General features: G+C 59.3%; 21 protein-coding genes. 1 reads left to right on the top strand and 20 read right to left on the bottom strand.

The features are described from left to right. Positions 1 to 148: 148 nt before the first annotated feature. The 20 genes from kdsA to rpsB all read right to left on the bottom strand — a co-directional run bounded on the left by kdsA (position 149) and on the right by rpsB (position 23700). Entirely contained in the window at positions 149 to 994 is an 846-nt protein-coding gene (gene kdsA / locus BLR69_RS28135) for a 3-deoxy-8-phosphooctulonate synthase (protein WP_071496925.1), read from the bottom strand. A gap of 5 nt (positions 995 to 999) precedes the next feature. After that, the gene (locus BLR69_RS28130) at positions 1000 to 2631 is read right to left on the bottom strand and encodes a CTP synthase (RefSeq protein WP_071496926.1); all 1632 of its coding nucleotides are present in this window, start codon (positions 2629 to 2631) and stop codon (positions 1000 to 1002) included. A gap of 273 nt (positions 2632 to 2904) precedes the next feature. Continuing rightward, positions 2905 to 4224: a tRNA lysidine(34) synthetase TilS gene (gene tilS, locus BLR69_RS28125; protein ID WP_071496927.1), complete on the bottom strand. Its 1320-nt coding sequence runs from the start codon at positions 4222 to 4224 to the stop codon at positions 2905 to 2907. Positions 4225 to 4386: 162 nt separating this feature from the next. Beyond that, the gene (locus BLR69_RS28120; protein ID WP_058425278.1) at positions 4387 to 5334 is read right to left on the bottom strand and encodes an acetyl-CoA carboxylase carboxyltransferase subunit alpha; all 948 of its coding nucleotides are present in this window, start codon (positions 5332 to 5334) and stop codon (positions 4387 to 4389) included. Between the two features lie 129 nt (positions 5335 to 5463). Then, the gene (dnaE, locus tag BLR69_RS28115; protein WP_071496928.1) at positions 5464 to 8985 is read right to left on the bottom strand and encodes a DNA polymerase III subunit alpha; all 3522 of its coding nucleotides are present in this window, start codon (positions 8983 to 8985) and stop codon (positions 5464 to 5466) included. Positions 8986 to 9058: 73 nt separating this feature from the next. Continuing rightward, complete coding sequence (gene rnhB / locus BLR69_RS28110) at positions 9059 to 9691, bottom strand: ribonuclease HII (RefSeq protein WP_071496929.1); 633 nt, start codon at positions 9689 to 9691, stop codon at positions 9059 to 9061. Next, on the bottom strand, positions 9688 to 10827 hold the full coding sequence (gene lpxB / locus BLR69_RS28105) for a lipid-A-disaccharide synthase (protein WP_071496930.1): 1140 nt from the start codon (positions 10825 to 10827) through the stop codon (positions 9688 to 9690). The genes rnhB and lpxB overlap by 4 nt, the downstream gene beginning before the upstream one ends. Positions 10828 to 10829: 2 nt before the next feature. Beyond that, positions 10830 to 11606, bottom strand: a complete 777-nt coding sequence (gene lpxA / locus BLR69_RS28100) for an acyl-ACP--UDP-N-acetylglucosamine O-acyltransferase (RefSeq protein ID WP_071496931.1) — start codon at positions 11604 to 11606, stop codon at positions 10830 to 10832. Next, the gene (gene fabZ / locus BLR69_RS28095) at positions 11603 to 12043 is read right to left on the bottom strand and encodes a 3-hydroxyacyl-ACP dehydratase FabZ (protein WP_003172281.1); all 441 of its coding nucleotides are present in this window, start codon (positions 12041 to 12043) and stop codon (positions 11603 to 11605) included. The genes lpxA and fabZ overlap by 4 nt, the downstream gene beginning before the upstream one ends. A 111-nt stretch (positions 12044 to 12154) precedes the next feature. After that, the gene (gene lpxD, locus BLR69_RS28090; protein WP_071496932.1) at positions 12155 to 13210 is read right to left on the bottom strand and encodes a UDP-3-O-(3-hydroxymyristoyl)glucosamine N-acyltransferase; all 1056 of its coding nucleotides are present in this window, start codon (positions 13208 to 13210) and stop codon (positions 12155 to 12157) included. A gap of 3 nt (positions 13211 to 13213) precedes the next feature. Further along, on the bottom strand, positions 13214 to 13717 hold the full coding sequence (locus BLR69_RS28085) for an OmpH family outer membrane protein (protein ID WP_003219314.1): 504 nt from the start codon (positions 13715 to 13717) through the stop codon (positions 13214 to 13216). Between the two features lie 45 nt (positions 13718 to 13762). Next, positions 13763 to 16150 carry an outer membrane protein assembly factor BamA gene (gene bamA, locus BLR69_RS28080; RefSeq protein ID WP_071496933.1) on the bottom strand — a complete coding sequence of 796 codons (2388 nt, stop codon included), beginning with the start codon at positions 16148 to 16150 and terminating at the stop codon, positions 13763 to 13765. A gap of 74 nt (positions 16151 to 16224) precedes the next feature. Next, positions 16225 to 17577 carry a sigma E protease regulator RseP gene (gene rseP, locus BLR69_RS28075; RefSeq protein WP_071496934.1) on the bottom strand — a complete coding sequence of 451 codons (1353 nt, stop codon included), beginning with the start codon at positions 17575 to 17577 and terminating at the stop codon, positions 16225 to 16227. A gap of 53 nt (positions 17578 to 17630) precedes the next feature. Next, positions 17631 to 18821, bottom strand: coding sequence for a 1-deoxy-D-xylulose-5-phosphate reductoisomerase (gene ispC, locus BLR69_RS28070; protein WP_071496935.1), 1191 nt, complete (start codon positions 18819 to 18821; stop codon positions 17631 to 17633). Beyond that, complete coding sequence (locus BLR69_RS28065; RefSeq protein ID WP_071496936.1) at positions 18818 to 19624, bottom strand: phosphatidate cytidylyltransferase; 807 nt, start codon at positions 19622 to 19624, stop codon at positions 18818 to 18820. Before BLR69_RS28065 ends, ispC begins: the two co-directional genes overlap by 4 nt. Further along, complete coding sequence (uppS, locus tag BLR69_RS28060) at positions 19625 to 20380, bottom strand: polyprenyl diphosphate synthase (protein ID WP_071487451.1); 756 nt, start codon at positions 20378 to 20380, stop codon at positions 19625 to 19627. It abuts the gene before it with no gap. A gap of 17 nt (positions 20381 to 20397) precedes the next feature. Beyond that, the gene (gene frr, locus BLR69_RS28055) at positions 20398 to 20955 is read right to left on the bottom strand and encodes a ribosome recycling factor (protein ID WP_012722596.1); all 558 of its coding nucleotides are present in this window, start codon (positions 20953 to 20955) and stop codon (positions 20398 to 20400) included. Beyond that, positions 20952 to 21695, bottom strand: a complete 744-nt coding sequence (gene pyrH / locus BLR69_RS28050) for a UMP kinase (RefSeq protein ID WP_003189161.1) — start codon at positions 21693 to 21695, stop codon at positions 20952 to 20954. The genes frr and pyrH overlap by 4 nt, the downstream gene beginning before the upstream one ends. Positions 21696 to 21907: 212 nt before the next feature. Then, positions 21908 to 22771: a translation elongation factor Ts gene (gene tsf, locus BLR69_RS28045; protein WP_058425287.1), complete on the bottom strand. Its 864-nt coding sequence runs from the start codon at positions 22769 to 22771 to the stop codon at positions 21908 to 21910. Positions 22772 to 22962: 191 nt separating this feature from the next. Continuing rightward, a complete protein-coding gene (rpsB, locus tag BLR69_RS28040) occupies positions 22963 to 23700 on the bottom strand; it encodes a 30S ribosomal protein S2 (RefSeq protein ID WP_003189158.1) in 738 nt (245 codons plus the stop codon). 387 nt (positions 23701 to 24087) lie between these two features. Here rpsB and map point away from each other — a divergent pair, with 387 nt between their 5' ends. Continuing rightward, positions 24088 to 24870, top strand: coding sequence for a type I methionyl aminopeptidase (map, locus tag BLR69_RS28035; RefSeq protein ID WP_016975842.1), 783 nt, complete (start codon positions 24088 to 24090; stop codon positions 24868 to 24870). Positions 24871 to 24907 lie beyond the last annotated feature (37 nt).

Here is a 24907-nt window from a genome sequence, read left to right as displayed (position 1 = left end):
CACTCCAAAGTTGACGAAAACGACGCAGCTGAAGGGAATCTTTTGACCGACCGCAAGGGTGGAACAACGGGGCAGGCTTGCAGGCGACAAGGCCCAGGCCCGCAGGCCTGAGCGTAAAGCGTGGGAAAGTCTACCGGAGAAACGACGCTTACGCGGTCTCTACCGTCGGAAAACTCTTGACCAGTTCGTCCAACTGCTTGAGCTGGGCCAGGAACGGCTCCAGCTTGTCCAGGCGCAGGGCGCAGGGGCCGTCGCATTTGGCGTTGTCCGGGTCCGGGTGGGCTTCCAGGAACAGGCCAGCCACGGACTGGCTGATGCCTGCCTTGGCCAGGTCCAGCACCTGGGCACGGCGCCCGCCCGCGGAATCGGCGCGACCACCGGGCATTTGCAGCGCGTGGGTCACGTCGAAGAACACCGGGTATTCGAACTGTTTCATGATGCCGAAACCAAGCATGTCCACCACGAGGTTGTTGTAGCCGAAGCTCGAACCGCGCTCGCAGAGGATCAACTGGTCGTTACCCGCTTCCACGCACTTGTTCAGGATGTGTTTCATCTCCTGGGGCGCGAGGAACTGGGCTTTCTTGATATTGATCACAGCGCCGGTCCTGGCCATCGCGACAACCAGGTCGGTCTGGCGCGACAGGAAGGCCGGCAACTGGATGATGTCGCACACCTCGGCGACCACGGCAGCCTGTTCAGGCTCGTGGACGTCGGTGATGATCGGCACACCGAAGGCTTGCTTGATGTCCTGGAAGATCCGCATGCCTTCTTCAAGGCCCGGGCCGCGATAGGAGGTCACGGACGAACGGTTGGCCTTGTCGAAGCTGGCCTTGAACACGTAGGGGATACCGAGTTTCTCGGTGACCTTCACGTACTCTTCACAGACCTGCATCGCCATGTCGCGGCTTTCCAGCACGTTCATGCCGCCGAACAGCACCATGGGCTTGTCGTTGGCAATCTCGATGTCGCCTACGCGAATGATCTTCTGGGCCATCAGGGTTACGCCTTCTTCTGGTGTTGCGTCAGGGCTGCCTTGACGAAACCGCTGAACAACGGGTGACCGTCGCGCGGCGTCGAGGTGAACTCAGGGTGGAACTGGCACGCCACGAACCACGGATGATCCGGCGCCTCGACCACTTCAACCAGCGCGCCGTCACCGGAGCGACCGGAGATTTTCAGGCCGGCCTCTTTGATCTGCGGCAGCAGGTTGTTGTTCACTTCGTAGCGGTGACGGTGACGCTCGACGATCACGTCCTTGCCGTAGCAACCGTGAACCAGCGAGCCCGGTTCCAGCAGGCAGTCCTGCGCGCCAAGGCGCATGGTGCCGCCCAGGTCGGAGGCTTCGGTACGGGTCTCGACGGCACCGGTGGCATCTTCCCACTCGGTGATCAAGCCCACGACCGGGTGGCCGCTCTTGCTGTCGAACTCGGTGGAGTTGGCATCTTTCCAGCCCAGCACGTTACGGGCGAACTCGATAACGGCCACTTGCATGCCCAGGCAGATACCCAGGTAAGGCACCTTGTTTTCACGAGCGTACTGAACCGCGGTGATCTTGCCTTCCACGCCACGCAGGCCGAAACCGCCCGGCACGAGGATCGCGTCGACACCTTCGAGCAGCGCGGTGCCCTGGTTCTCGATGTCTTCGGAGTCGATGTAGCGCAGGTTGACCTTGGTACGGTTGCTGATACCGGCGTGGCTCATCGCTTCGATCAGCGACTTGTACGCGTCCAGCAGTTCCATGTACTTGCCGACCATGGCGATGGTGACTTCGTGCTCAGGGTTGAGCTTGGCGTCAACCACGGCTTCCCACTCGGACAGGTCTGCGCCGTTGCATTGCAGGCCGAAGCGCTCGACCACAAAGTCATCCAGGCCTTGCGAATGCAGGATGCCCGGGATCTTGTAGATGGTGTCGGCGTCTTCCAGCGCGATCACCGCACGTTCTTCAACGTTGGTGAACTGCGCGATCTTGCGGCGCGAGGAAATGTCGATCGGGTGATCGGAGCGGCAGACCAGCACGTCCGGCTGCAGGCCGATGGAACGCAGTTCCTTGACCGAGTGCTGGGTAGGCTTGGTTTTGGTCTCGCCGGCGGTGGCGATGTACGGCACCAGGGTCAGGTGCATCAGCATCGCGCGCTTGGCGCCGACTTCGAAACGCAACTGGCGGATAGCTTCGAGGAACGGTTGGGATTCGATGTCACCGACGGTGCCGCCGATCTCGACCATCGCCACGTCGGCATCGCCAGCACCCTTGATGATGCGGCGCTTGATTTCGTCGGTGATGTGCGGGATCACCTGGATCGTTGCACCCAGGTAGTCACCACGGCGCTCCTTGCGCAGCACGTGCTCGTAGACACGGCCGGTGGTGAAGTTGTTGTTCTGGGTCATGGTCGTGCGGATGAACCGCTCGTAGTGGCCCAGGTCCAGGTCGGTTTCGGCGCCGTCGTGGGTGACGAACACTTCACCGTGCTGGAACGGGCTCATGGTGCCCGGGTCAACGTTGATGTACGGGTCCAGCTTGAGCATGGTGACCTTAAGTCCCCGCGCCTCCAGGATGGCCGCCAATGAAGCGGAGGCAATGCCTTTCCCCAATGAAGAAACAACACCGCCCGTGACGAATATGTAGCGCGTCATGAAAAACCCTAGAAGTCTGCGTTAAAGCGGTCCGAGCCGCCGGGGAAAGCGAAGGAAGGCCGAAGCCCCCGATCACCTGCATTAATCACAGTGCACCTTTCAAAAAAACCGCCGCGTGGTGACAGACCAGCAATGAAACACCGGTACGTTGATCGCTACACATTTTTTGGAATCGCCCAGCAAAGACTGCTTGGTAATCGGCAACTGCTGCGATTCAGTCGAATCCACAGAAGTTGTATCAAGAAGGGAGCGTAGTCTACCGGAAAGGCGCTATCAGCTCAAACCTTGATCGCAGATCTGTGGCATCCAATGTAATTGCCAGTCATCACTCGGTGCCGGCCACAGTCCTGCAAGGCTGGGCGCACCCAGCAACTGCGGGCCTCGATACAGCAGCGGCAATCTGCCACGGACGAAGCCCGGCAGGCCACTTTCGTTAAGCAGGCGCTTCAAATCACGTCGGCCGCGACCGGGTACTTCGATGATTTCGCCGCCCTGGCGGTAACGAATCTCCAGCGGCCCTTCGGGCACCTTGCCGGTGAACGTCAACTGGCCATTGCCGGGTAACTCTAGTGGGTTTTGCCGATCGGGCCAGCTCAGCGATGCGTCAGAAAATTCCGAGCATGCGATAGGCAGCCACCAGATGCGTTCGCCGCTACGGTGCAACTCGCCGTCGGCCAGGCGCCATAGAGGTTGTGCGTCACCCTTGGCATCGCGCAGGGAATACCAGCCTGCCCAGTGATCGCTGTCGGGCAGTCGCGTCAGCGGCGTCAGCCAATGACGTAGGGCGTTGCGCTGACGGGCGTCGGAAAGCTCGCGCAGCGGTGCAAGGGCCAAGGACGGTAGAGGCAGCCACGGAAAGGGGGACGGTTGGTCGGCGGCCTGCAGGTCCATCTGCGCCAGCTCATCGAGCAGGCCTTGGGCTTCACTCAGGTGTTCGGCGGTGCGCGCCAGGCTTGAGACGGCCTGGGGCCAACGCTCCATCAGTACAGGAAGCACGCGGTGTCGCAGGTAATTACGGGAGAACCGCGAATCTGCGTTGGAAGGGTCTTCGATCCATTGGAGCTGATGCGTGTGGGCGTAGGCTTCCAACTCCGCCCTGGAGACATTCAACAGCGGCCGCACCAAGTCGCCACCTGCCAATCGACGCTGCACGGGCATCGCTGCCAGCCCACGCACCCCAGCCCCACGCAGCAGTCGAAACAACAGGGTTTCAGCCTGATCATCGCGATGCTGGCCCGTCAGCACTACCTGCCCTGCCCCGGCCACCTCGGTAAAAGCCTGGTAACGCGCGTCACGGGCGGCACGCTCAAGACTGGCGCCGGGTCGCACCTGCACACGCATCACGCGCAAACGCACGCCCAGACTGTCACAGATCGATTGGCAATGAGCCGGCCACGCGTCGGCGGCAGCTTGCAGGCCATGGTGGACATGCACAGCGCTGAGGGGGGGCAGGGTTTCGGTTTGGGCCAGGTTGGCCAGGAGGTGCAGCAGGACGGTGGAATCAAGGCCACCGGAGAATGCAATGTGCCAGGCCGGGGCGCTGCGCCAGGGGGCCAGGGTTTGCAAGAGTCTGGCGGGCAGAGCCGGCTTCATAACAAGTTACCGCCTGTGATCTGGAATACGCCCACCAAGCATACACAAAGCAAATGTGGGAGGGGGCTTGCCCCCGATCGCGGTGGTTCAGCCCTGGATACATTGACTGACACTCAGCAATCGGGGGCAAGCCCCCTCCCACATTTGGGTATTGCGTGGGTCTTAGAGACCGTAGCTCATCAGACGCTCGTAACGACGGGCCAGCAGCGCTTCGTTATCCAGCTTCTTGAGCATCGCCAGTTGCGAGCCCAGTTCGGCACGGATGGTCGCCGCAGCGGCAGCCGGGTCACGGTGGGCGCCGCCCAATGGCTCGGCGATCACTTTATCCACGATCCCCAGGCCTTTGAGGCGATCGGCGGTGATGCCCATGGCTTCGGCAGCGTCCGGTGCCTTTTCGGCGGTTTTCCACAGGATCGAGGCGCAACCTTCCGGCGAGATCACCGCATAGGTCGAGTATTGCAGCATGTTCAGCTGGTCGCAGACGCCGATTGCCAGGGCACCGCCGGAACCGCCTTCACCGATCACGGTGGCGATGATCGGGGTTTTCAGGCGCGCCATGACGCGCAAGTTCCAGGCGATGGCCTCGCTCTGGTTGCGCTCTTCGGCGTCGATCCCAGGATAAGCGCCTGGGGTGTCGATAAAGGTCAGGATCGGCATCTTGAAGCGCTCGGCCATTTCCATCAGGCGGCACGCCTTGCGGTAGCCCTCTGGACGTGGCATGCCGAAGTTGCGGCGGACTTTCTCGCGCACTTCACGGCCTTTCTGGTGACCGATCACCATTACCGGCTGGTCGTCCAGGCGGGCGATACCGCCCACGATGGCGGCGTCGTCGGAGAAGTGGCGGTCGCCATGCAGCTCGTCGAACTCGGTGAAAATGTGCTGAATGTAGTCCAGGGTGTACGGACGGCGCGGGTGGCGAGCCAGGCGCGCGATCTGCCAGCTGGTCAGCTTGCCGAAGATGTCTTCGGTGAGCGTTTTGCTCTTGTCTTGCAGGCGGGAGATTTCATCGCCGATATTCAGCGAATTGTCATTGCCGACCAGGCGCAGCTCTTCGATCTTGGCTTGCAGGTCAGCGATCGGCTGTTCGAAATCAAGAAAATTCGGGTTCATAAGCGTCCGTCTTGGGTCGACGGCCAGGGCGTGCCTGGCCAGCCGGTTGTCTATTCGCGCCCTACCTTAAGGGAGAGGCGCGTTTAGGTCGAGATTAAATGTTCAGCCGAGGTCAGACGTATCTGACCGTCAACGGTATTGGAGGAAGACGTTGTCTCGCCCGAACTGGTCACGCAAAGCTTGAATCAAGCCATCCGCAGGATCAATTCGCCAGGTCTCGCCAAACTGCAACATGGCCTTGGCGTCATTGCCGGTGTATTCCATGGTCACCGGGCATGCACCACGGTGGCGTTTGAGCAGGTCGCCCAACCAGCGTAGCTGATCGCCCTTGAGCGCTTCGGTTTTCACCTTCAAACGCAGGCTTTCGGCCAGATTGGTGCGCGCATCTTCCATGCTCATCACCCGCTTGATGCGCAGGCGCAGGCCACCGGAGAAGTCATCGTTGCTGACCTCCCCTTCCACGACCACCATGGCATCGGTCTGCAACAACGACTGGGCGGAGTGGAACGCGTCGGCAAACAGCGATGCTTCGATGCGGCCCGAGCGGTCGTCGAGGGTGATAAACCCCATCTTGTCGCCCTTCTTGTTCTTCATCACACGCAGGGCAATGATCATGCCGGCGACGGTCTGGGTGTCCCTCGCCGGTTTCAGGTCGATGATGCGCTGACGGGCGAAGCGGCGGATTTCACCTTCGTATTCGTCAATCGGATGGCCGGTCAGGTACAGGCCCAGGGTGTCTTTCTCACCCTTGAGGCGCTCCTTGAGGGTCAACTCCTTGGCCTTGCGGTGGTTACCGTAGACGTCCGCGTCTTCTTCGACGAACAACCCGCCAAACAGGTCGGCATGGCCGCTGTCATGGGTGCGTGCAGTCTGCTCGGCTGCCTTGATCGCTTCTTCCATGGCGGTGAGCAGCACCGCACGGTTACGGTCGATGTTCGCCTGATAAGCCTTGGGCTCATCATGGAAATACGGGCCGAGACGGTCGAGCGCGCCGCTGCGGATCAGGCCATCGAGGGTTCGTTTGTTGATGCGCTTGAGGTCAACCCGTGCGCAGAAGTCGAACAAGTCTTTGAACGGACCGTCCTGGCGCGCTTCGGTGATGGCTTCCACCGGCCCCTCGCCTACGCCCTTGATCGCGCCCAGGCCATAGATGATGCGACCTTCGTCGTTCACCGTGAACTTGAACTCCGAGGCGTTCACGTCCGGTGCGTCGAGGCGCAGCTTCATGGTGCGCACTTCCTCGATCAAGGTCACGACCTTGTCGGTGTTGTGCATATCCGCCGAAAGTACCGCCGCCATGAACGGCGCCGGGTAGTGGGCTTTCAGCCAGGCGGTCTGGTACGACACCAGGCCGTAGGCGGCGGAGTGAGACTTGTTGAAGCCGTAACCGGCAAATTTTTCTACCAGGTCAAAGATGTTACCCGCAAGGTCGGCGTCGATATTGTTGGTCGCACAGCCTTCAATGAAACCGCCGCGCTGCTTGGCCATTTCCTCGGGTTTCTTCTTACCCATGGCTCGGCGCAGCATATCCGCGCCACCCAGGGTATAACCAGCCATCACCTGGGCAATCTGCATCACCTGTTCTTGATACAGGATGATGCCGTAGGTCGGCGCCAATACGGGCTTGAGGCCTTCGTATTGGTAGTCCGAGTGCGGGTAGGCCAGTTCGGCACGCCCGTGCTTACGGTTGATAAAGTCATCCACCATGCCCGATTGCAGAGGGCCCGGACGGAACAGGGCCACCAATGCGATCAAGTCTTCCAGGCAGTCGGGCTTGAGCTTTTTGATCAGCTCTTTCATGCCGCGGGATTCAAGCTGGAACACCGCCGTGGTTTCGGCTTTTTGCAGCAGGGTGTAGGTCGGCTTGTCGTCCAGCGGGATGAAAGCGATGTCCAGAGGTTCTTCGCCCACCTTGGCGCGGTCGCGGTTGATGGTCTTGAGCGCCCAATCGATGATCGTCAGGGTCCGCAGACCGAGGAAGTCGAACTTCACCAGGCCGGCCGCCTCCACATCATCCTTGTCGAACTGGGTGACCAGGCCGTCGCCCTCTTCATCGCAATAGATCGGCGAAAAGTCAGTCAACTTTGTCGGCGCGATGACCACGCCACCGGCGTGCTTACCGACGTTACGCACCACGCCTTCAAGCTTGCGGGCCATCTCCCAGATCTCGGCCGCTTCTTCATCGACCTTGATGAAGTCGCGCAGGATTTCTTCCTGCTCGTAGGCCTTTTCCAGGGTCATGCCGACTTCGAACGGGATCATCTTCGACAGGCGATCCGCCAGGCCGTAGGACTTGCCCTGCACCCGGGCCACGTCGCGGATTACCGCTTTGGCCGCCATGGAACCGAAGGTGATGATCTGGCTTACCGCGTTGCGGCCGTATTTCTCGGCCACGTATTCGATCACACGGTCACGGCCATCCATGCAGAAGTCGACGTCGAAGTCGGGCATGGAAACCCGTTCCGGGTTCAGGAACCGCTCGAACAGCAGGTCATATTCCAACGGATCAAGGTCGGTGATCTTCTGCACGTAGGCCACCAGCGAACCGGCACCTGACCCCCGGCCCGGGCCAACCGGCACGCCGTTGTTCTTGGCCCACTGGATAAAGTCCATCACGATCAGGAAGTAACCGGGGAAGCCCATCTGGATGATGATATCCAGCTCGAAATTCAGCCGGTCTACATAGACCTGGCGCTTGGCCTCGTAATCTTCGGTGGTGTCCTTGGGCAGCAGGACTGACAAACGCTCTTCCAGGCCGTCGAACGAGACTTTGCGGAAGTACTCGTCGATGGTCATGCCATCCGGAATCGGGAAGTTGGGCAGGAAGTGCTTGCCCAGCTTCACTTCGATATTGCAGCGCTTGGCGATCTCGACGGAGTTTTCCAGGGCCTCGGGCAGGTCGCTGAACAGCTCGGCCATTTCATCGGCGCTTTTGAGGTACTGCTCTTCGCTATAGTTCTTCGAGCGACGCGGGTCATCCAGGGCCCGGCCTTCACCGATGCACACGCGGGTTTCGTGGGCTTCGAAGTCTTCCTTCTTGATGAAGCGCACATCGTTGGTCGCCACCAGAGGCGCGCCCAGCTTGTCGGCCAGGGCCACGGCCGCGTGCAGGTGTTCTTCATCGTTGGGGCGGTTGGTGCGCTGGACTTCCAGGTAGAAACGGTCGGGGAAGACCTGCATCCATTCCTTGGCCAGCACTTCGGCTTCTTGAGGGTTGCCGCCCAACAATGCAATGCCGATCTCGCCCTCTTTGGCGGCCGACAGCATGATCAGGCCTTCGCTGGCCTCGGCGACCCATTCGCGCTCGATGATGATCGAACCATTGCGCTGGCCGTCGATGAAGCCACGGGAAATCAGCTCGGTGAGGTTGCGATAACCCACGCCGTTCATCGCCAGCAGGCTGATGCGGCTCAGGGGGTTGTCCGGGTCTTTGTTGGACAGCCACAGGTCGGCACCGCAGATCGGCTTGATGCCGGCCCCCATGGCGTTCTTGTAAAACTTGACCAGGGAACACATGTTGTTCTGATCGGTGACCGCTACCGCAGGCATGTTCATGCCCACCAGGGTTTTGACCAGCGGTTTGATCCGTACCAGGCCGTCGACCAGGGAGTATTCAGTGTGCAGGCGTAGGTGAACGAATGAAGCCGGCATAGTGATCTCTTATACGTGGAAAACAACAAGGCCCGGATTGTACCGGGCCTTGAGCAAAACATCAGCCTTGCGACTACACCTCGTTGAGGCTCTCGCGCAGCTCATAGGCCTGGCGAACCGGGGCGAACGAGCGGCGGTGGATCGGCGTCGGCCCCAGCCGAGCCAGGGCTTCCAGATGAACGGGCGTTGGATAGCCTTTATGGCCGCTAATGCCGTAGCCGGGATAGATCAATTCGAAGGCGGCCATTTCACGATCACGGCTGACTTTGGCCAGGATCGAGGCGGCTGCGATGGCAGGCACCTTGCTGTCACCCTTCACCACCGCCTCAGAGGGCATGGCCAGCTTGGGGCAACGGTTACCGTCGATCATCGCCATTTTTGGCGTTATATGCAGGCCTTCAACGGCACGCTGCATCGCGAGCATGGTGGCGTGGAGAATGTTCAGCTCGTCGATTTCTTCGACTTCAGCCCGTGCGATATGCCAGCTCAGGGCTTTTTCGATGATCTCGTCGTAGAGCTTTTCGCGGCGCGCTTCAGTGAGCTTCTTCGAGTCGTTGAGGCCGAGAATCGGGCGGTTCGGATCAAGGATCACCGCCGCCGTGACCACGGCACCGCACAAAGGCCCGCGCCCGACTTCGTCGACACCGGCGACCAGTTCGTGGGCTTCGGCAACCAGGCTGAAATCAAGGCCCATTTGCGTCGTCATAAGGCTTCCTGTTTCTGGCCAATCAAGCTCAACACGGCGTCGGCTGCCTGGTTCGAGGCATCACGGCGCAGTATGCGATGGATGTCGTCGAAACCGCGGGTCTGCTCTTCGCCGCCGTCGATCAAGGGCAGTAGGGTTTGCGCAAGGGCCTCAGGCGTCGCATCGTCCTGCAACAACTCCGGCACCAACAGGCGTTGGGCCAGCAAATTGGGCAGCGAGATGTAAGGGCTTTTGACCATGCGCTTGAGAATCCAGAAGGTCAACGGGGCCAAGCGGTAGGCCACCACCATCGGCCGCTTGTACAGCAAGGCCTCCAACGTGGCTGTACCCGACGCGATCAGCACGGCATCACAGGCCGCCAGGGCCAGGTGCGACTGGCCGTCGAGCAAGGTCAACGGCAGGTTGTGCCCTTCCAGCAATGTCTCGATCTGCACACGACGCTGCGGGCTGGCGCAGGGCAACACGAAACGTACGCCTGGCTTCAGGGCCTGCAGACGCTCGGCAGCGTCGAAAAACACCGAGGCCAGGCGACCGACTTCGCCGCCCCGGCTGCCCGGCATCAACGCAACCAAGGGGCCGTCGGGCAAGCCCAACTCGGCACGCGCGGCCGCGCGATCCGCCTGCAAAGGAATAGTGTCGGCCAGGGTGTGCCCGACAAACCGCACCGGCACGCCCTTTTCTTCATAGAACCGCGCTTCGAACGGCAGCAAGGTCAGCATCAGGTCGCAGCCTTCGCGGATCTTCAGCACGCGCTTCTGCCGCCACGCCCAGACAGACGGACTGACGTAGTGCACGGTCTTGATCCCGGCCTGACGCAACTTGAGTTCAATATTGAGGGTGAAGTCCGGCGCGTCGATGCCGATGAACACGTCGGGCTTTTCTTCGATCAGGGTCTGGATCAGCAGCTTGCGACGGGCCAGCAGCTCGCGCAGGCGACCCAGCACCTCGACCAGCCCCATGACCGACAAACGCTCCATGGGGAAGTAGGACGTAAGCCCCTCCGCCTGCATCAGCGGACCGCCGACACCGATGAATTCGACTGCCGGATGCTGAGCCTTGAGGGCCCGCATAAGACCTGCGCCCAGAATGTCGCCGGAAGCTTCCCCGGCCACCAGCGCGATACGCACATTAGCCATGATCAGCGGGTGATGCCGCGAGTCGACGCCTGGATCGAGTCACGGAACACCGCGACTTCCGGAAACAACGCTGCCGGCTCGGTCAGTTGGGTCAACGCCTGGTCCACCGTGAGCCCCTGGCGGTAAACCACCTTGTAGGCGCGGCGCAGCGCATGGATGGCTTCTTCGCTGAAACCCCGACGACGCATGCCTTCGAAATTCATGCTACGGGCTTCGGCGGGGTTGCCGAATACCGTGACGAATGCCGGAACATCCTTGCCGATGGCGGTGCCCATGCCGGAAAAGCTGTGGGCGCCGATATGGCAGTACTGATGCACCAGGGTAAAACCGGACAGGATCGCCCAATCATCAACATGCACATGGCCGGCCAACGCCGTGTTGTTGACCAGGATGCAATGGTTGCCGATCACACTGTCGTGGCCGATATGGGCATAGGCCATGACCAGGTTGTGGTCACCCAGCGTGGTCTCGGCCCGATCCTGCACGGTGCCACGGTGAATGGTCACGCCTTCACGGATGATGTTGTGATCACCGATTACCAGACGAGTCTCTTCACCCTTGTACTTCATGTCCGGGGTGTCTTCGCCTACCGAAGAGAACTGGTAGATGCGATTGTGTTTGCCAATGCGGGTCGGACCTTTGAGGATCACGTGCGGCCCGATGACAGTCCCCTCGCCGATTTCCACACCTGCGCCGATGATCGACCAGGGGCCGACCTCAACGTCGGCGGCCAGAATGGCCGACGGATCGATGATTGCGCGAGGGTCAATCAAACTCATAGTTTGCGTTCCGCACAGATGATCTCGGCGGAGCACACCGGCTTGCCATCTACCGAGGCCTGGCATTCGAATTTCCAGATCTGGCGCTTGCAACTGATGAACTTGGCTTCCAGGATCAACTGGTCACCCGGGGTAACCGGGTTGCGGAAACGCAACTTGTCGGAGCCCACGAAGTAGTAAAGCGTGCCGTCGGCGGGCTTGAGGTCAAGCATTTTGAAACCAAGGATACCGGCAGCCTGGGCCATCGCTTCGATGATCAACACGCCCGGCATGATGGGATGCGCCGGAAAGTGACCATTGAAGAACGGTTCGTTGATGCTGACATTCTTGTAGGCACGAATGCGCTTTTCCTCGACGTTGAGGTCCACTACGCGATCCACCAGCAGGAACGGGTAACGGTGAGGCAGGTATTCGCGAATCTCGTTGATGTCCATCATTTCGGGGGGAAGCCTGTAATAAAGATTGGGGGCGGGCGAACTAAAAGCACGCCCCGCTAGCAAATCAAGGAGGCAGTCTAGCGGCTGTGCACACTTGATATGGAAATGGTATCAGCCTTCTGATGAAGCATTACCGCCAGGGGTCACGTCCCCAACACGCTTTTCCAGCTGTTTGAGACGTCGAGCCATGTCGTCGAGCTGCCTCAACCGCGCTGCACTCTTGCGCCATTCAGCCGCAGGCTGCATGGCGGTACCGGAAGAATAGGCCCCGGGCTCGGTAATCGAGTGGGTGACCATGGTCATGCCGGTGATGAAGACGTTGTCGCAAATATCGATGTGCCCCACCAGCCCGACGCCACCCGCGAGCATGCAATGCTTGCCGATTCTGGTGCTGCCGGAGATACCCACACATGCTGCCATGGCGGTGTGATCGCCAATCTGCACGTTGTGGGCGATCTGGATCTGGTTGTCGAGCTTCACGCCGTTGCCGATCACGGTATCGGCCAGGGCCCCGCGATCGACAGCGGTGTTCACGCCAATTTCCACGTCGTCGCCGATCAATACACCGCCGACCTGAGCAATCTTGTTCCAGATGCCCTTGGAATTGGCAAAGCCAAAGCCTTCACCACCGATCACGGCACCCGACTGGATGACCACACGCTCACCGATACGCACGTCGTGGTACAGGGTTACGCGGGGCGCCAGCCAACCGCCTGCGCCGATTTCGCAGCGCGCACCGATAAAGCAATGGGCACCAATGGTCACACCCGCCGCAATGCGCGCACCACTCTCGATCACCGCAAAGGCACCGATGCTGGCAGCAGGGTCAACCTGGGCATCACCGGCGATCACAGCAGACGGGTGAATACCGCCGGCGGCCTTGGGTTTCGGATCAAACAGATGCGACACCCGCGCATACGCAAGGTACGGGTCGGCCACCACCAGCGCATCCCCGGCAAACCCTTCGGCGTCAGCAGCCTTCAGCAACACGGCTGCGGCTTGGCTGTCGACCAGGTATTTACGATATTGGGGGTTTGCGAGGAAGCTCAACTGAGCTGGGCCAGCCTCCTGCAAGGTGGCTAGCCCAGTAATTTCCTTCTCCGGGGAGCCACGTAAGGCGGCCCCCAGGAACTCGGCCAACTCGCCGAGTTTGATAGTCGCGGTCATGGCTTACTTCAGCTGGTTCATGCGCTCGATCACCTGACGGGTGATGTCGTATTGAGGCTTGACGTCGATCACAGCGCCACGCTCGAACACCAGGTCAAAGGCACCTTTCTTGATGACTTCTTCCACAGCGCTGTCGAGTTTCGGCTTCAGCTGTTTCAGCATTTCGCGGTCAGCAACAGCTTTGGCTTCGTTCAGTTCTTTGGACTGGAACTGGTAGTCACGGGCCTTTTGCTTGAATTCAAGCTCCAGACGCTCGCGCTCGCCTTGCTGCATCTTGTCACCACCGGCGACCAGACGATCCTGGATGCCCTTGGCGCTGCTTTCCAGGGTCTTGAGCTTGGTCAGTTGCGGACCGAATTTCTTCTCGGCATCCACGGCGTATTTCTTGGCCGCATCGGATTCCAGTAGGGCCATCTGATAGTTCAGGACGGCGATTTTCATTTCGGCGAAGGCCGGGGTTGCTACCAGCACGGTTGCCAGCAGCACCAATTGAGTCAACTTACGCACGATGTACTCCTACAGAATCCGTTGTCGTTATCTTGGGTCAGACGCTTAGAACGTCTGGCCGAGGGAGAATTGGAAAATCTGGGTTTCAGCGTTATCCGGTTTTTTGATCGGCATGGCCAGAGCAAAGCTCAATGGGCCAAGCGCAGTCACCCAGGTCACACCCACACCCACGGAGCTTGCCAAGTTACTGAGGCTCACGTCGTTGCACTCGGTTTTGGACTTCACACCGCTTGGGTTGGTGATCTGCTCGCACTTGGAGTCGAACACGTTACCCACGTCCCAGAATACCGAAGTACGCAAGGAACGCTGATCTTTCACGAACGGTAGCGGGAACAGGATCTCCGCACCACCCTGGATCAAGACGTTACCACCGAACGGCAGTGGATCGTTGTCGGAGTCAACCACAGTGCCCTGGTTACCGGTTACACCCACACCACGGCTCGGAGTACCACGCGGGCCCAGTGTGCTGTCTTTGAAACCACGTACGGAGTTGAAGCCACCCGCATAGTAGTTCTCGTAGAACGGAAGACCGTTGGTGGAACCATAACCATCGCCATAACCCAACTCAGTGTGCAGGCGCATGGTGTAGTTGTCGCTCAATGGCTGGAACAGCTGGCCGCGATAGTCGAGCTTGAAGAACGACAGGTCGCTGCCCGGCGTGGTGGTTTCCAGGGTCAGGCTCTGGGAATGACCACGGGTTGCCAGTACACCTTTGTTCAGGGTCGACTCGGACCAGCCGGCGGACGCCTTGAAGTTGAGGAACTTGTCACCTTCGCGACGGGTGAAATCGAAGATTTCGTCCACGGTGTAGACACCGGTCTTGATTTCATCCTGTTGCGCAGTCAGGCCGAACGTCAGACGCGAGGTCTCGCTGATCGGGTAACCAACGTTGACACCAGCACCAAGACTGTCGATTGCATAGCTGGCTACGTCAACGTCGAGGTCTTTGTAGTCGGTGGTGCGATAGAAGGCGTTGTAGCCCAGGCTCACACCGTCAGCAGTCCAGTAGGGGTCGGTATAACCAAAGTTATATCGGCTCTGGTATTCACTTCGGGTCAGGCCAATGGACACTCGGTTACCGGTACCCAGGAAGTTGTTCTGGGTGATCGAACCACCGAGGATCAGGCCGGCGCTCTGTGCAAAGCCGACGCTGGCGGTGATGGAGCCCGATGCCTGTTCTTCCACGGCATAGTTCACGTCAACCTGATCATCCACACCCGGTACGGCCGGGGTTTCGACGTTGACTTCCTTGAAGAAACCCAGACGCTCAAGACGGGTCTTGGACTGGTCGATCAGGTAGGTCGAGGCCCAGCCACCTTCCATCTGACGCATTTCACGACGCAGCACTTCGTCCGCAGACTTGGTGTTGCCACGGAAGTTGATACGGTTTACGTAGGCACGCTTGCCTGGATCGACCACGAAGGTGATGTCCACGGTGTGGTCATCATCATGGGGCGTCGGCACGCCATTGACGTTGGCGAAGGTATAGCCCTCGTTGCCCAGGCGACGGGTGATCAGTTCGGACGTGGTGGTCATCAGCTTGCGCGAGAACACCTGGTCTTTCTGCACCAGCAGCAGCGCCTTGACCTGGTCTTCAGGCACTTTGAGGTCGCCGCTCAGTTTCACGTCACGAACCTTGTACTTCTCGCCTTCGTTGACGTTGACGGTGATGTAGACGTGCTTCTTGTCCGGGGTGATGGACACCTGGGTCGAAGCGATATCCATGTTGATATAGCCACGGTCCAGGTAGTAGGAGCGCAGGCGCTCCAGGTCACCGGAAAGCTTTTCACGGGCGTACTTGTCATCGTTCTTGAAGAACGACAGCCAGTTGGTGGTCTTGAGTTCGAACAGGTCGATCAGGTCGTCATCAGAGAACTTGGTATTGCCCACCACGTTGATGTGCTGAATCGCCGCAACGGTACCTTCGTTGATGTTGACCTTGAGGCCGACACGGTTGCGCGGCTGCGGCACCACTTCCGTTTCCACGGTCGCGGAGTAGCGGCCCTGGGCAACGTACTGGCGTTGCAGCTCGTTACGCACACCTTCGAGGGTGGCGCGCTGGAAGATCTCGCCTTCGGCCAGGCCGGATTGCTTCAGACCTTTCATCAAGTCTTCAGTCGAGATCGCTTTGTTGCCTTCGATCTCGATACTGGCGACGGAAGGTCGCTCGACGACGGTGATGACCAGGACGTTGCCTTCGCGACCCAGTTGGATGTCTTGAAAGAAACCGGTTTTGAACAGCGCACGAGTGGATTCCACCAGGCGACGGTCATCAGCCTGTTCCCCAACGTTCAACGGCAAGGCACCAAAGACGCTACCCGCGGAAACCCGCTGGAGGCCGTTGACGCGAATATCGGAGATGGTGAAGGACTCGGCGTGAACTTCGGCGATCATCAATACGGTGAGAACCGCAGTTAGCAGCAGACGTTTCATGAAGTCCTTTCTTATTCCAACTGGCAATAAACAAACTGCCGCAAAATGCGGCAGATTCGCAATTCAGCGAAGCGTTACAGTCGACCCAGATCGTTGACCAGGGCTAACAACATCACCCCGACCACCAAACTGATACCGATCTGTATCCCCCAACCCTGCACCCGATCCGACAAGGGGCGACCACGCACCCACTCGACCAGATAAAACAACAGATGCCCCCCATCCAATACCGGAATGGGCAGCAAATTCAGAACCCCCAGGCTAATACTCAGATAAGCCAGGAAATTCAGGAAATCCGCGACACCCGACTGGGCAGAAGCGCCCGCCACTTTAGCAATGGTTATCGGTCCACTCAAGTTTTTTACCGAGAGCTCGCCGAACAACATTTTCTTGAGGGATTCCAGGGTCAGCACACTCATGGTCCAGGTGCGTTTCGCACCCTCGCCAATCGCCGCCAACGGCCCGAAACTCACCTCACGCACCATCGATGGCGGCCAATCGACACCTTTGACTCCAGCGCCCAGGTAACCCCCGGCCGCCTTGGCTTCCCCGCGAACCGACAAGGTCACAGCGACGTCGATTTGAGCACCGTCGCGTTCAACTTTCAGCACAATTTTGGTATCAGGACGTACACGAACCAGATCGACTACCTGCTGCCAATCACCCAACGGTTGACCATCCAGGGCCAACAGGCGATCGCCGGTTTTCAGCCCCGCAGCCTGGGCCGGGCCCTTCGGGTCCAGCTCGGCAAGCACCGGCGGCAAGGCCGGACGCCATGGACGTATACCCAGGGATTTGATCGGATCAGGCTCATCAGCGCCCTTGAGCCAGTGGTCGAGAGCCAGCTCACGCGGGCTCTCGGCCGTGGAGTCCTGCTCGCGTACCACTACATTCACGGTGCCGCTTTCACCCAGGCGACGCACCAACTGCAAATTGACTGCCCCCCAACCTGTGGTGGGTTCGCCATCAATGGAAACAATTTCTTGTCCAGCAACCAGCCCTGCCTTGGCGGCGATGCTGTCCGATTCAACTGCACCGATGACCGGGCGAACCTGCTGGCTACCCAGCATGGCCAATACCCAGAAGAACACCATCGCCAACAGGAAGTTGGCGATCGGACCAGCGGCAACAATGGCAATACGCTGACGAACGGTCTTGCGATTGAAAGATTGGTCCAACTGGTCTGCGGGCACTTCCCCTTCGCGCTCATCGAGCATCTTGACGTAGCCACCCAACGGGATGGCTGCAATCACAAACTCAGTGCCACGACGGTCGTGCCAGCGCAACAGCGGCATGCCGAAGCCGACGGAAAAGCGCAATACCTTGACGCCGCAACGACGTGCCACCCAGAAGTGACCGAATTCGTGGAAGGTAACCAGCACACCCAGAGCAACCAGGGTGCCGACAATCATGTAAAGCGCACTCATCTAATTTCTCCGCATTCCAATCCAGTGCCTGAAGGCTCGAACCTGCCCACAGACTAACGCGCGTTGCGGCTCAACCATTGCTCTGCCAGGGCGCGAGCCTTGGTATCGGCTTCGAATACCGCCGCCAGGTCATTCACCGCCACGACAGGCTCAAGCGCCAGGACGTCCTCGATGATACTCGCGATCTGCGGAAAGCGGATGCGCCGTTCGAGAAACGCCGCCACAGCCACTTCGTTGGCCGCATTCAGCATTGCCGGCGCACTGTTACCCACTTCGGCCGCTTGCCGGGCCAGGCGCAGGCAAGGAAAGCGCTGCTCGTCCGGCGCTTCGAAGTCCAGGCGGGCCACGGCGAACAGATCCAGAGGGGCAACACCGGAATCAATCCGCTCCGGCCAGGCCAGCGCGTTGGCAATCGGCGTGCGCATATCGGGGTTGCCCAGTTGGGCCAGGACCGAACCGTCTACATAGTCGACCAGGGAATGGATCACACTTTGCGGGTGAATAACCACTTCGACCTGATCCGGCCGTGCATCGAACAACCAGCACGCCTCGATCAGTTCCAGCCCCTTGTTCATCATGCTCGCCGAATCCACCGAGATCTTACGCCCCATGGACCAGTTCGGATGAGCGCACGCCTGGTCGGGCGAAACATGCTCAAGCTCGGCCAGAGGAGTTTGCCGGAACGGACCACCGGAGGCGGTCAGCAGGATTCGACGCACGCCAACCTGGCTCAAGCCACGCGCATAGTCGCCGGGCATGCACTGAAAGATCGCGTTGTGCTCGCTGTCGAGCGGCAGCAGCACGGCTCCGCTTTTGCGCACCGCCTGCATGAAGAGCGCGCCAGACATGACCAGCGCTTCTTTGTTGGCCAGCAGGATCTTCTTGCCGGAATCTACAGCGGCGAGGGTTGGACGCAGGCCGGCGGCACCGACGATAGCGGCAACCACGGTATCCACCTCGGCGTCAGCCGAGACCTGACACAACCCCTCCTCGCCCACCAACACTCGAGTCGCCAGCCCAGCAGCCCGCAGATCATCCTGCAAGCCACGCGCCGCTCCCGCCTCAGGCACTACGACGAAGCGCGGTGCGTGGCGCACGCACAAGGCCAACAGCTCGCTCAGACGGCTAAAACCAGTAAGGGCAAAGACCTGATAGCGATCAGGATGACGCGCAATCACGTCCAAGGTGCTCAGCCCCACCGAGCCGGTTGCACCCAGCACGGTCACTTGTTGAGGGCGGCTCACGAAGCAGTCATCCATAGCAGCACAGCGAAGATCGGGATAGCCGCAGTCAGGCTGTCGATACGGTCCAATACACCACCGTGCCCGGGCAGCAGGTTACTGCTGTCCTTGATCCCCGCCTGACGCTTGAACATGCTTTCAGTGAGGTCACCCACCACCGAAATAAACACGACAATGGCTGTGGCCAGTAGCGCCAGGAAGATTTCCTTCGCCGCCCAGCCACGCACCACACCGACAACCAGCGCGATCACCAGTGTCAACGCCAAACCACCATAGACGCCTTCCCAGCTCTTGCCCGGACTGACCGCCGGCGCCAACTTGCGCTTGCCGAAGGCCCGACCGGAGAAATAGGCACCGATGTCTGCCCCCCACACCAGCACCATGACTGCCAGGATCAACCCGTTACCCATTGGATAACGCTTGATCTCCACCAGCCCTTGCCAAGCCGGCAGCAGGATCAGCAAGCCAATCACCAGCTTGCAGGCGACACTGGTCCATTGGCCGCTAGTGCGCGGATAGGTCAGCACCAGGAACGTCGCCAGCGCCCACCACAACACTGCCGCCCCCAACACCCAGGGCGCGAGGTCCGGCAGGATGTACAAGAGGAACGCCAAGGCAGCCACGACGGCGGCATACACCACACGCGGCAACTGCGTACTGAACCCGGCCAGGCGCGCCCACTCCCAGGCGCCCAGGGTGACGACCAGGCCAATAAACAGCGCAAAGCCGGAACCCTCGAGCAGGAAAAACCCGCACAAGGCGATCGGCAACAGGATCAGTGCGGTGATGATTCGTTGTTTAAGCATTTAAACCCGGGCTCCAGCTTCGATCTGCTCGCTCGTTTTACCGAAACGACGCTGACGGGAAGCGAAATCGGCCAGCGCATTACGCATGGCATCGTGTTTGAAGTCCGGCCAGAACAGGTCGGAGAAGTACAGCTCGGTATAGGCCAGCTGCCACAGCAGGAAATTGCTGATGCGGTGCTCACCACCGGTGCGGATGCACAGGTCCGGCAACGGCAGGTCGCCGGTCACCAGACAGGTTTGCAACAGTTCGGGCGTGATGTCCTCGGGACGGAGATGGCCGGCCTGCACTTCACGCGCCAGCCGCTGGGCCGCCTGGGCGATATCCCACTGGCCGCCGTAGTTGGCTGCGATCTGGAGCACAAAACGGTTGGCACCCGCCGTGATTGCCTCAGCCTCACGCATGGCAGCTTGAAGTTCCGGGTGGAAGCGCGAGCGGTCGCCAATGATGCGCAAGCTGATGTTGTTGTCGTTAAGGCGCTTGGCCTCACGACGCAGGGCCTTGAAGAACAGATCCATCAAGGCACTGACTTCTTCGGCGGGTCGCTGCCAGTTCTCACTGGAGAACGCAAACAGGGTCAACACTTCGACCTTGGCTTCGGCACACACCTCGATCACAGCCCTTACCGCATCGACACCCGCTTTATGCCCGGCGACACCCGGCATAAAGCGCTTCTTCGCCCAGCGATTATTCCCATCCATGATGATCGCGACATGGCGCGGCACCACGGAGGGCACAGTCTGCTTGGTCTTTTCCATGAAGGCGTCCTGACCCCTTATACGGCCATCAGGTCCTTTTCTTTTTCTTCCGTGGCCTTGGTGATCTGGGCCTCGGCATCTTTGGTCAGCTTGTCGATATCGGCGGTGGCACGACGCTCTTCGTCTTCACTGATTTCCTTGTCCTTGACCAGCTTCTTCAGGTCACCCAAGGCATCGCGACGGATGTTGCGCACGGCAACACGCGCGTCTTCTGCAGCGCTGCGAGCCTGCTTGGTGAAGCCCTTGCGGGTCTCTTCAGTCAAGGCCGGCATGGAGATCAGCAGCAACTCACCCAGGTTGGTCGGGTTGAGGTTCAAACCGGCGCTCTGGATGGCCTTGTCGACAGCACCCAGCATGTTGCGCTCAAACGCTACGACTTGCAGGGTGCGCGAGTCTTTAACGGTAATGTTGGCAACACTGCTGATAGGCGTATCGGAGCCGTAGTAAGGCACCATCACGCTGCCCAGGATGCTCGGGTGCGCCTTGCCGGTACGAATCTGGCCGAATGCATGGCTCAGAGACTCCAGGGATTTCTGCATACGCGCTTGGGCGTCTTTCTTGATTTCGTTGATCATTGTTGGCCTTCCTCGATCAGAGTCCCTTCTGCGCCGCCGTGTACGATATTCAGCAGGGCGCCGGGCTTGTTCATGTTAAATACGCGCAGTGGCATCTTGTGGTCGCGGCACAGGCAAATAGCCGTCAGGTCCATCACGCCCAGCTTGCGATCCAGCACTTCATCGTAGGTCAGATGATCGAACTTCTCGGCATGCGGGTCTTTGAACGGGTCTGCGGTGTACACGCCATCCACCTTGGTCGCCTTGAGCACCACGTCCGCATCGATCTCGATGGCACGCAGGCAGGCTGCCGAATCGGTGGTAAAGAACGGATTACCCGTGCCGGCCGCGAAGATCACCACTTCCTTGGAGTTCAGGTGGCGCATGGCTTTGCGGCGATCATAGTGATCGGTCACGCCGACCATGGAAATAGCCGACATCACGATAGCCGAGATATTGGCGCGCTCCAGGGCGTCGCGCATGGCCAGGGCGTTCATCACAGTGGCCAGCATACCCATATGGTCGCCGGTAACCCGGTCCATGCCAGCAGCGCTCAGGGCCGCGCCACGGAACAGGTTGCCACCACCGATAACCAGGCCGACCTGTACGCCGATACCGACCAGCTGGCCGACTTCCAGCGCCATGCGGTCGAGCACCTTGGGATCGATCCCGAACTCTTCCGAGCCCATCAGGGCCTCGCCGCTAAGCTTGAGTAGAATGCGTTTATAGCGAGCCTGATAACCACTGCCCTGCTGAGCCATTGCGAATCTCTCCTGCGGCGTATTTTTTAAAAATTCTTGGCGAGCCGTTTTACGGCTTGCGTTCACTCTAGCTGGACGCTGTCACAGCGCCATCGGAACACGGCTTTGTAAGCCAGTTCCGAAAGGAAGCCAATTAAAATCGGCCTTCCCATTTGAAAAGAGGCTGCGCGCGTGAGCGGGCAGCCTCTTTCGGGCGACAGTTGAAAACTGTCTTATTGCTTGGCGGCAGCCAGCTGGGCAGCAACTTCTTCAGCGAAGTTGTCGACCGGCTTCTCGATGCCTTCGCCTACTTTGTAGTAGGTGAAGGAAACGATTTCAGCACCGGCTTTCTTGGCCAGTTCGCCAACCTTGATTTCAGGGTTCTTGACGAACGCCTGCTCAACCAGACTCGCTTCAGCCAGGAACTTGCTGATACGGCCTTTGATCATGTTTTCAACGATGTTTTCTGGCTTGCCGGCGATCTTGTCGGCGTTCAGGCTCAGGAACACAGCTTTTTCACGCTCGATCGCTTCGGCAGACACTTCCGAAGGCAGCAGGAACTCAGGGTTGCTGGCAGCAACGTGCATAGCGATGTCTTTGGCCAGCTCAACGTCGCCGCCTTTCAGAACAACAGCTACACCGATCTTGTTGCCGTGCAGGTAACCACCGACAACATCACCTTCAACGCGAGTCAGGCGACGGATGTTGACGTTTTCGCCAACCTTGCCAACCAGAACCAGGCGATCAGCTTCTTGGGCTTCGATCAGAGGCTCAACGGTAGTCAGCTTCTCATCGAATGCTTTCTTGACGCTGGCAGCAACGAATGCCTTGAAGTCGTCTTGCAGGGCCAGGAAGTCGGTCTGCGAGTTCACTTCCAGCAGAACGGCAGCCTTACCATCTTCAACCAGCGCGATAGCGCCTTCAGCCGCTACGTTGCCGGCTTTCTTGGCAGCCTTGATGGCGCCGGAGGCACGCATGTCGTCGATGGCTTTTTCGATGTCGCCGCCGGCCTTGGTCAAGGCCTTTTTGCAATCCATCATGCCTTCGCCGGTACGCTCACGCAGTTCTTTAACCAACGCTGCAGTAATCTCTGCCATTTCAAAATCCTCTTGGATAGGTTTTCAACCATTCCACCCGATCAAACGGGCGATCAATTCTTCCCGAATCTCCCTTGTAGGCCGCTGCACGTTACAGATGATGTAGCTGCGCTGCCGACAAATGGTTTTCGAGGTGGCAAAAAGGGGGCCAAGCCCCCTTTTTGCTTACTGAGTCAACGCCAGGGCGCTAATTACTCAGCGGCAGCTACCGGAGCTTCTTCAACGAACTGCTCGGTACCGCCAGCAACGTGGTTGCGACCACGGATTACAGCGTCAGCCATCGAACCCATGTACAGCTGGATAGCGCGGATTGCGTCATCGTTGCCTGGGATGATGTAGTCAACGCCTTCCGGGCTGCTGTTGGTATCGACTACGCCGATAACAGGGATGCCCAGCTTGTTGGCTTCGGTGATCGCGATGCGCTCGTGATCAACGTCGATAACGAACAGTGCGTCAGGCAGACCGCCCATGTCCTTGATACCACCCAGGGAACGATCAAGCTTTTCCAGGTCACGGGAGCGCATCAGCGCTTCTTTCTTGGTCAGCTTGGCGAAAGTACCGTCTTCGGCTTGCACTTCAAGGTCACGCAGACGCTTGATGGAAGCACGGATGGTTTTGAAGTTGGTCAGCATGCCGCCCAACCAGCGGTGATCGACGTACGGCGAACCGCAACGTGCTGCTTCTTCAGCAACGATCTTGCCAGCGGAACGCTTGGTGCCGACGAACAGAATCTTGTTTTTGCCCTGGGCCAGGCGTTCTACGAAAGTCAGTGCTTCGTTGAACATTGGCAGGGTTTTTTCAAGGTTGATAATGTGGATCTTGTTACGCGCGCCGAAAATGTATTTACCCATTTTCGGGTTCCAGTAACGGGTCTGGTGACCGAAGTGCACACCGGCCTTCAGCATATCGCGCATGTTGACTTGGGACATGATAGTTCCTTAATAAGTCGGGTTTGGCCTCCACGTATCCCAATGACCAACCAGCGGCATCAAGGCCTCCGGCACCCAGGTCATCGTGTCGACACGTGTGTGGATTTAAGCTTTGCGGGGTATCCCCGGAAAGCGGCGCATTTTATACCACAGCATCGGCAAAAACGGAACACGCAATCACATTTGCCGTAGCGCGCCTTCATGTAACCCCTTGAATAGAGCCGACATAGCCCTACCTTATAGACAGAAGCGATCATCAGAGGCTCATGATTTGACGCCATGGTCTGTTAGAATCGCGTTTTCTGTGGCTTGTGCGAATTCTGCAACCTTTTGTCGCACGCCCGTAAACCGTATTGATTTCAGCGCGTCGCGCTAGAGAGAGCCTGTATGACCGTTAGCTTGAAAACCGCCGAAGACATCGCTGGCATGCGCATCGCCGGCAAACTGGCTGCCGACGTGCTGGAAATGATTGCCGAACACGTCAAGCCCGGCGTCACCACCGAAACCCTCAACCAGATCTGCCACGACTATATCGTCAACGTGCAGGGCGCCATCCCTGCGCCGCTGAACTACAAGGGCTTCCCCAAGTCGATCTGCACCTCGGTCAACCATGTGGTCTGCCACGGGATTCCGGGCGACAAGCCGTTGAAGGATGGCGACACCCTGAACATTGATGTCACCGTGATCAAGGACCGCTACTTTGGCGACACCAGCCGCATGTTCCACGTCGGCAACGTGCCGGTCTGGGCCGAGCGCCTGTCCCAGGTCACCCAGGAATGCATGTACAAGGCCATCGAGATCGTCAAACCCGGCTGCCGCCTGGGCGACATCGGCGAAGTGATCCAGAAGCACGCTGAAAAGAACGGCTTCTCGGTGGTACGTGAATTCTGCGGCCACGGTATCGGCACCGTCTTCCATGAAGAGCCGCAGATCTTGCACTACGGCCGCGCCGGCACCGGCATGGAACTCAAAGCAGGCATGACCTTCACTATCGAACCGATGATCAACCAGGGCAAGGCAGACACCAAGGTACTGGGCGACGGCTGGACCGCCATCACCAAGGACCGCAAGCTCTCGGCCCAGTGGGAACACACCTTGCTGGTCACCGAAACCGGCTACGAGATCTTTACCCTGCGCGCTGACGACACGATCCCACGCGTTTCGGCCTAAAGGTTGCTTTGGTTTTCCCCCACTGTGTTGTGACTGA

Origin of the sequence: Pseudomonas azotoformans (assembly GCF_900103345.1) — a bacterium.
Taxonomy (GTDB): domain Bacteria; phylum Pseudomonadota; class Gammaproteobacteria; order Pseudomonadales; family Pseudomonadaceae; genus Aquipseudomonas; species Aquipseudomonas azotoformans.
This window is presented reverse-complemented; position numbering and strand designations above follow the sequence as displayed.

What these genes read in the sequence shown, in the direction of transcription:
- kdsA (WP_071496925.1), bottom strand. Translation starts at nt 994, where the DNA reads ATGGCCCAGAAGATCATTCGCGTAGGCGACATCGAGATTGCCAACGAC.
- BLR69_RS28130 (WP_071496926.1), bottom strand. Translation starts at nt 2,631, where the DNA reads ATGACGCGCTACATATTCGTCACGGGCGGTGTTGTTTCTTCATTGGGG.
- tilS (WP_071496927.1), bottom strand. Translation starts at nt 4,224, where the DNA reads ATGAAGCCGGCTCTGCCCGCCAGACTCTTGCAAACCCTGGCCCCCTGG.
- BLR69_RS28120 (WP_058425278.1), bottom strand. Translation starts at nt 5,334, where the DNA reads ATGAACCCGAATTTTCTTGATTTCGAACAGCCGATCGCTGACCTGCAA.
- dnaE (WP_071496928.1), bottom strand. Translation starts at nt 8,985, where the DNA reads ATGCCGGCTTCATTCGTTCACCTACGCCTGCACACTGAATACTCCCTG.
- rnhB (WP_071496929.1), bottom strand. Translation starts at nt 9,691, where the DNA reads ATGACGACGCAAATGGGCCTTGATTTCAGCCTGGTTGCCGAAGCCCAC.
- lpxB (WP_071496930.1), bottom strand. Translation starts at nt 10,827, where the DNA reads ATGGCTAATGTGCGTATCGCGCTGGTGGCCGGGGAAGCTTCCGGCGAC.
- lpxA (WP_071496931.1), bottom strand. Translation starts at nt 11,606, where the DNA reads ATGAGTTTGATTGACCCTCGCGCAATCATCGATCCGTCGGCCATTCTG.
- fabZ (WP_003172281.1), bottom strand. Translation starts at nt 12,043, where the DNA reads ATGATGGACATCAACGAGATTCGCGAATACCTGCCTCACCGTTACCCG.
- lpxD (WP_071496932.1), bottom strand. Translation starts at nt 13,210, where the DNA reads ATGACCGCGACTATCAAACTCGGCGAGTTGGCCGAGTTCCTGGGGGCC.
- bamA (WP_071496933.1), bottom strand. Translation starts at nt 16,150, where the DNA reads ATGAAACGTCTGCTGCTAACTGCGGTTCTCACCGTATTGATGATCGCC.
- rseP (WP_071496934.1), bottom strand. Translation starts at nt 17,577, where the DNA reads ATGAGTGCGCTTTACATGATTGTCGGCACCCTGGTTGCTCTGGGTGTG.
- BLR69_RS28065 (WP_071496936.1), bottom strand. Translation starts at nt 19,624, where the DNA reads ATGCTTAAACAACGAATCATCACCGCACTGATCCTGTTGCCGATCGCC.
- uppS (WP_071487451.1), bottom strand. Translation starts at nt 20,380, where the DNA reads ATGGAAAAGACCAAGCAGACTGTGCCCTCCGTGGTGCCGCGCCATGTC.
- frr (WP_012722596.1), bottom strand. Translation starts at nt 20,955, where the DNA reads ATGATCAACGAAATCAAGAAAGACGCCCAAGCGCGTATGCAGAAATCC.
- pyrH (WP_003189161.1), bottom strand. Translation starts at nt 21,695, where the DNA reads ATGGCTCAGCAGGGCAGTGGTTATCAGGCTCGCTATAAACGCATTCTA.
- tsf (WP_058425287.1), bottom strand. Translation starts at nt 22,771, where the DNA reads ATGGCAGAGATTACTGCAGCGTTGGTTAAAGAACTGCGTGAGCGTACC.
- rpsB (WP_003189158.1), bottom strand. Translation starts at nt 23,700, where the DNA reads ATGTCCCAAGTCAACATGCGCGATATGCTGAAGGCCGGTGTGCACTTC.
- map (WP_016975842.1), top strand. Translation starts at nt 24,088, where the DNA reads ATGACCGTTAGCTTGAAAACCGCCGAAGACATCGCTGGCATGCGCATC.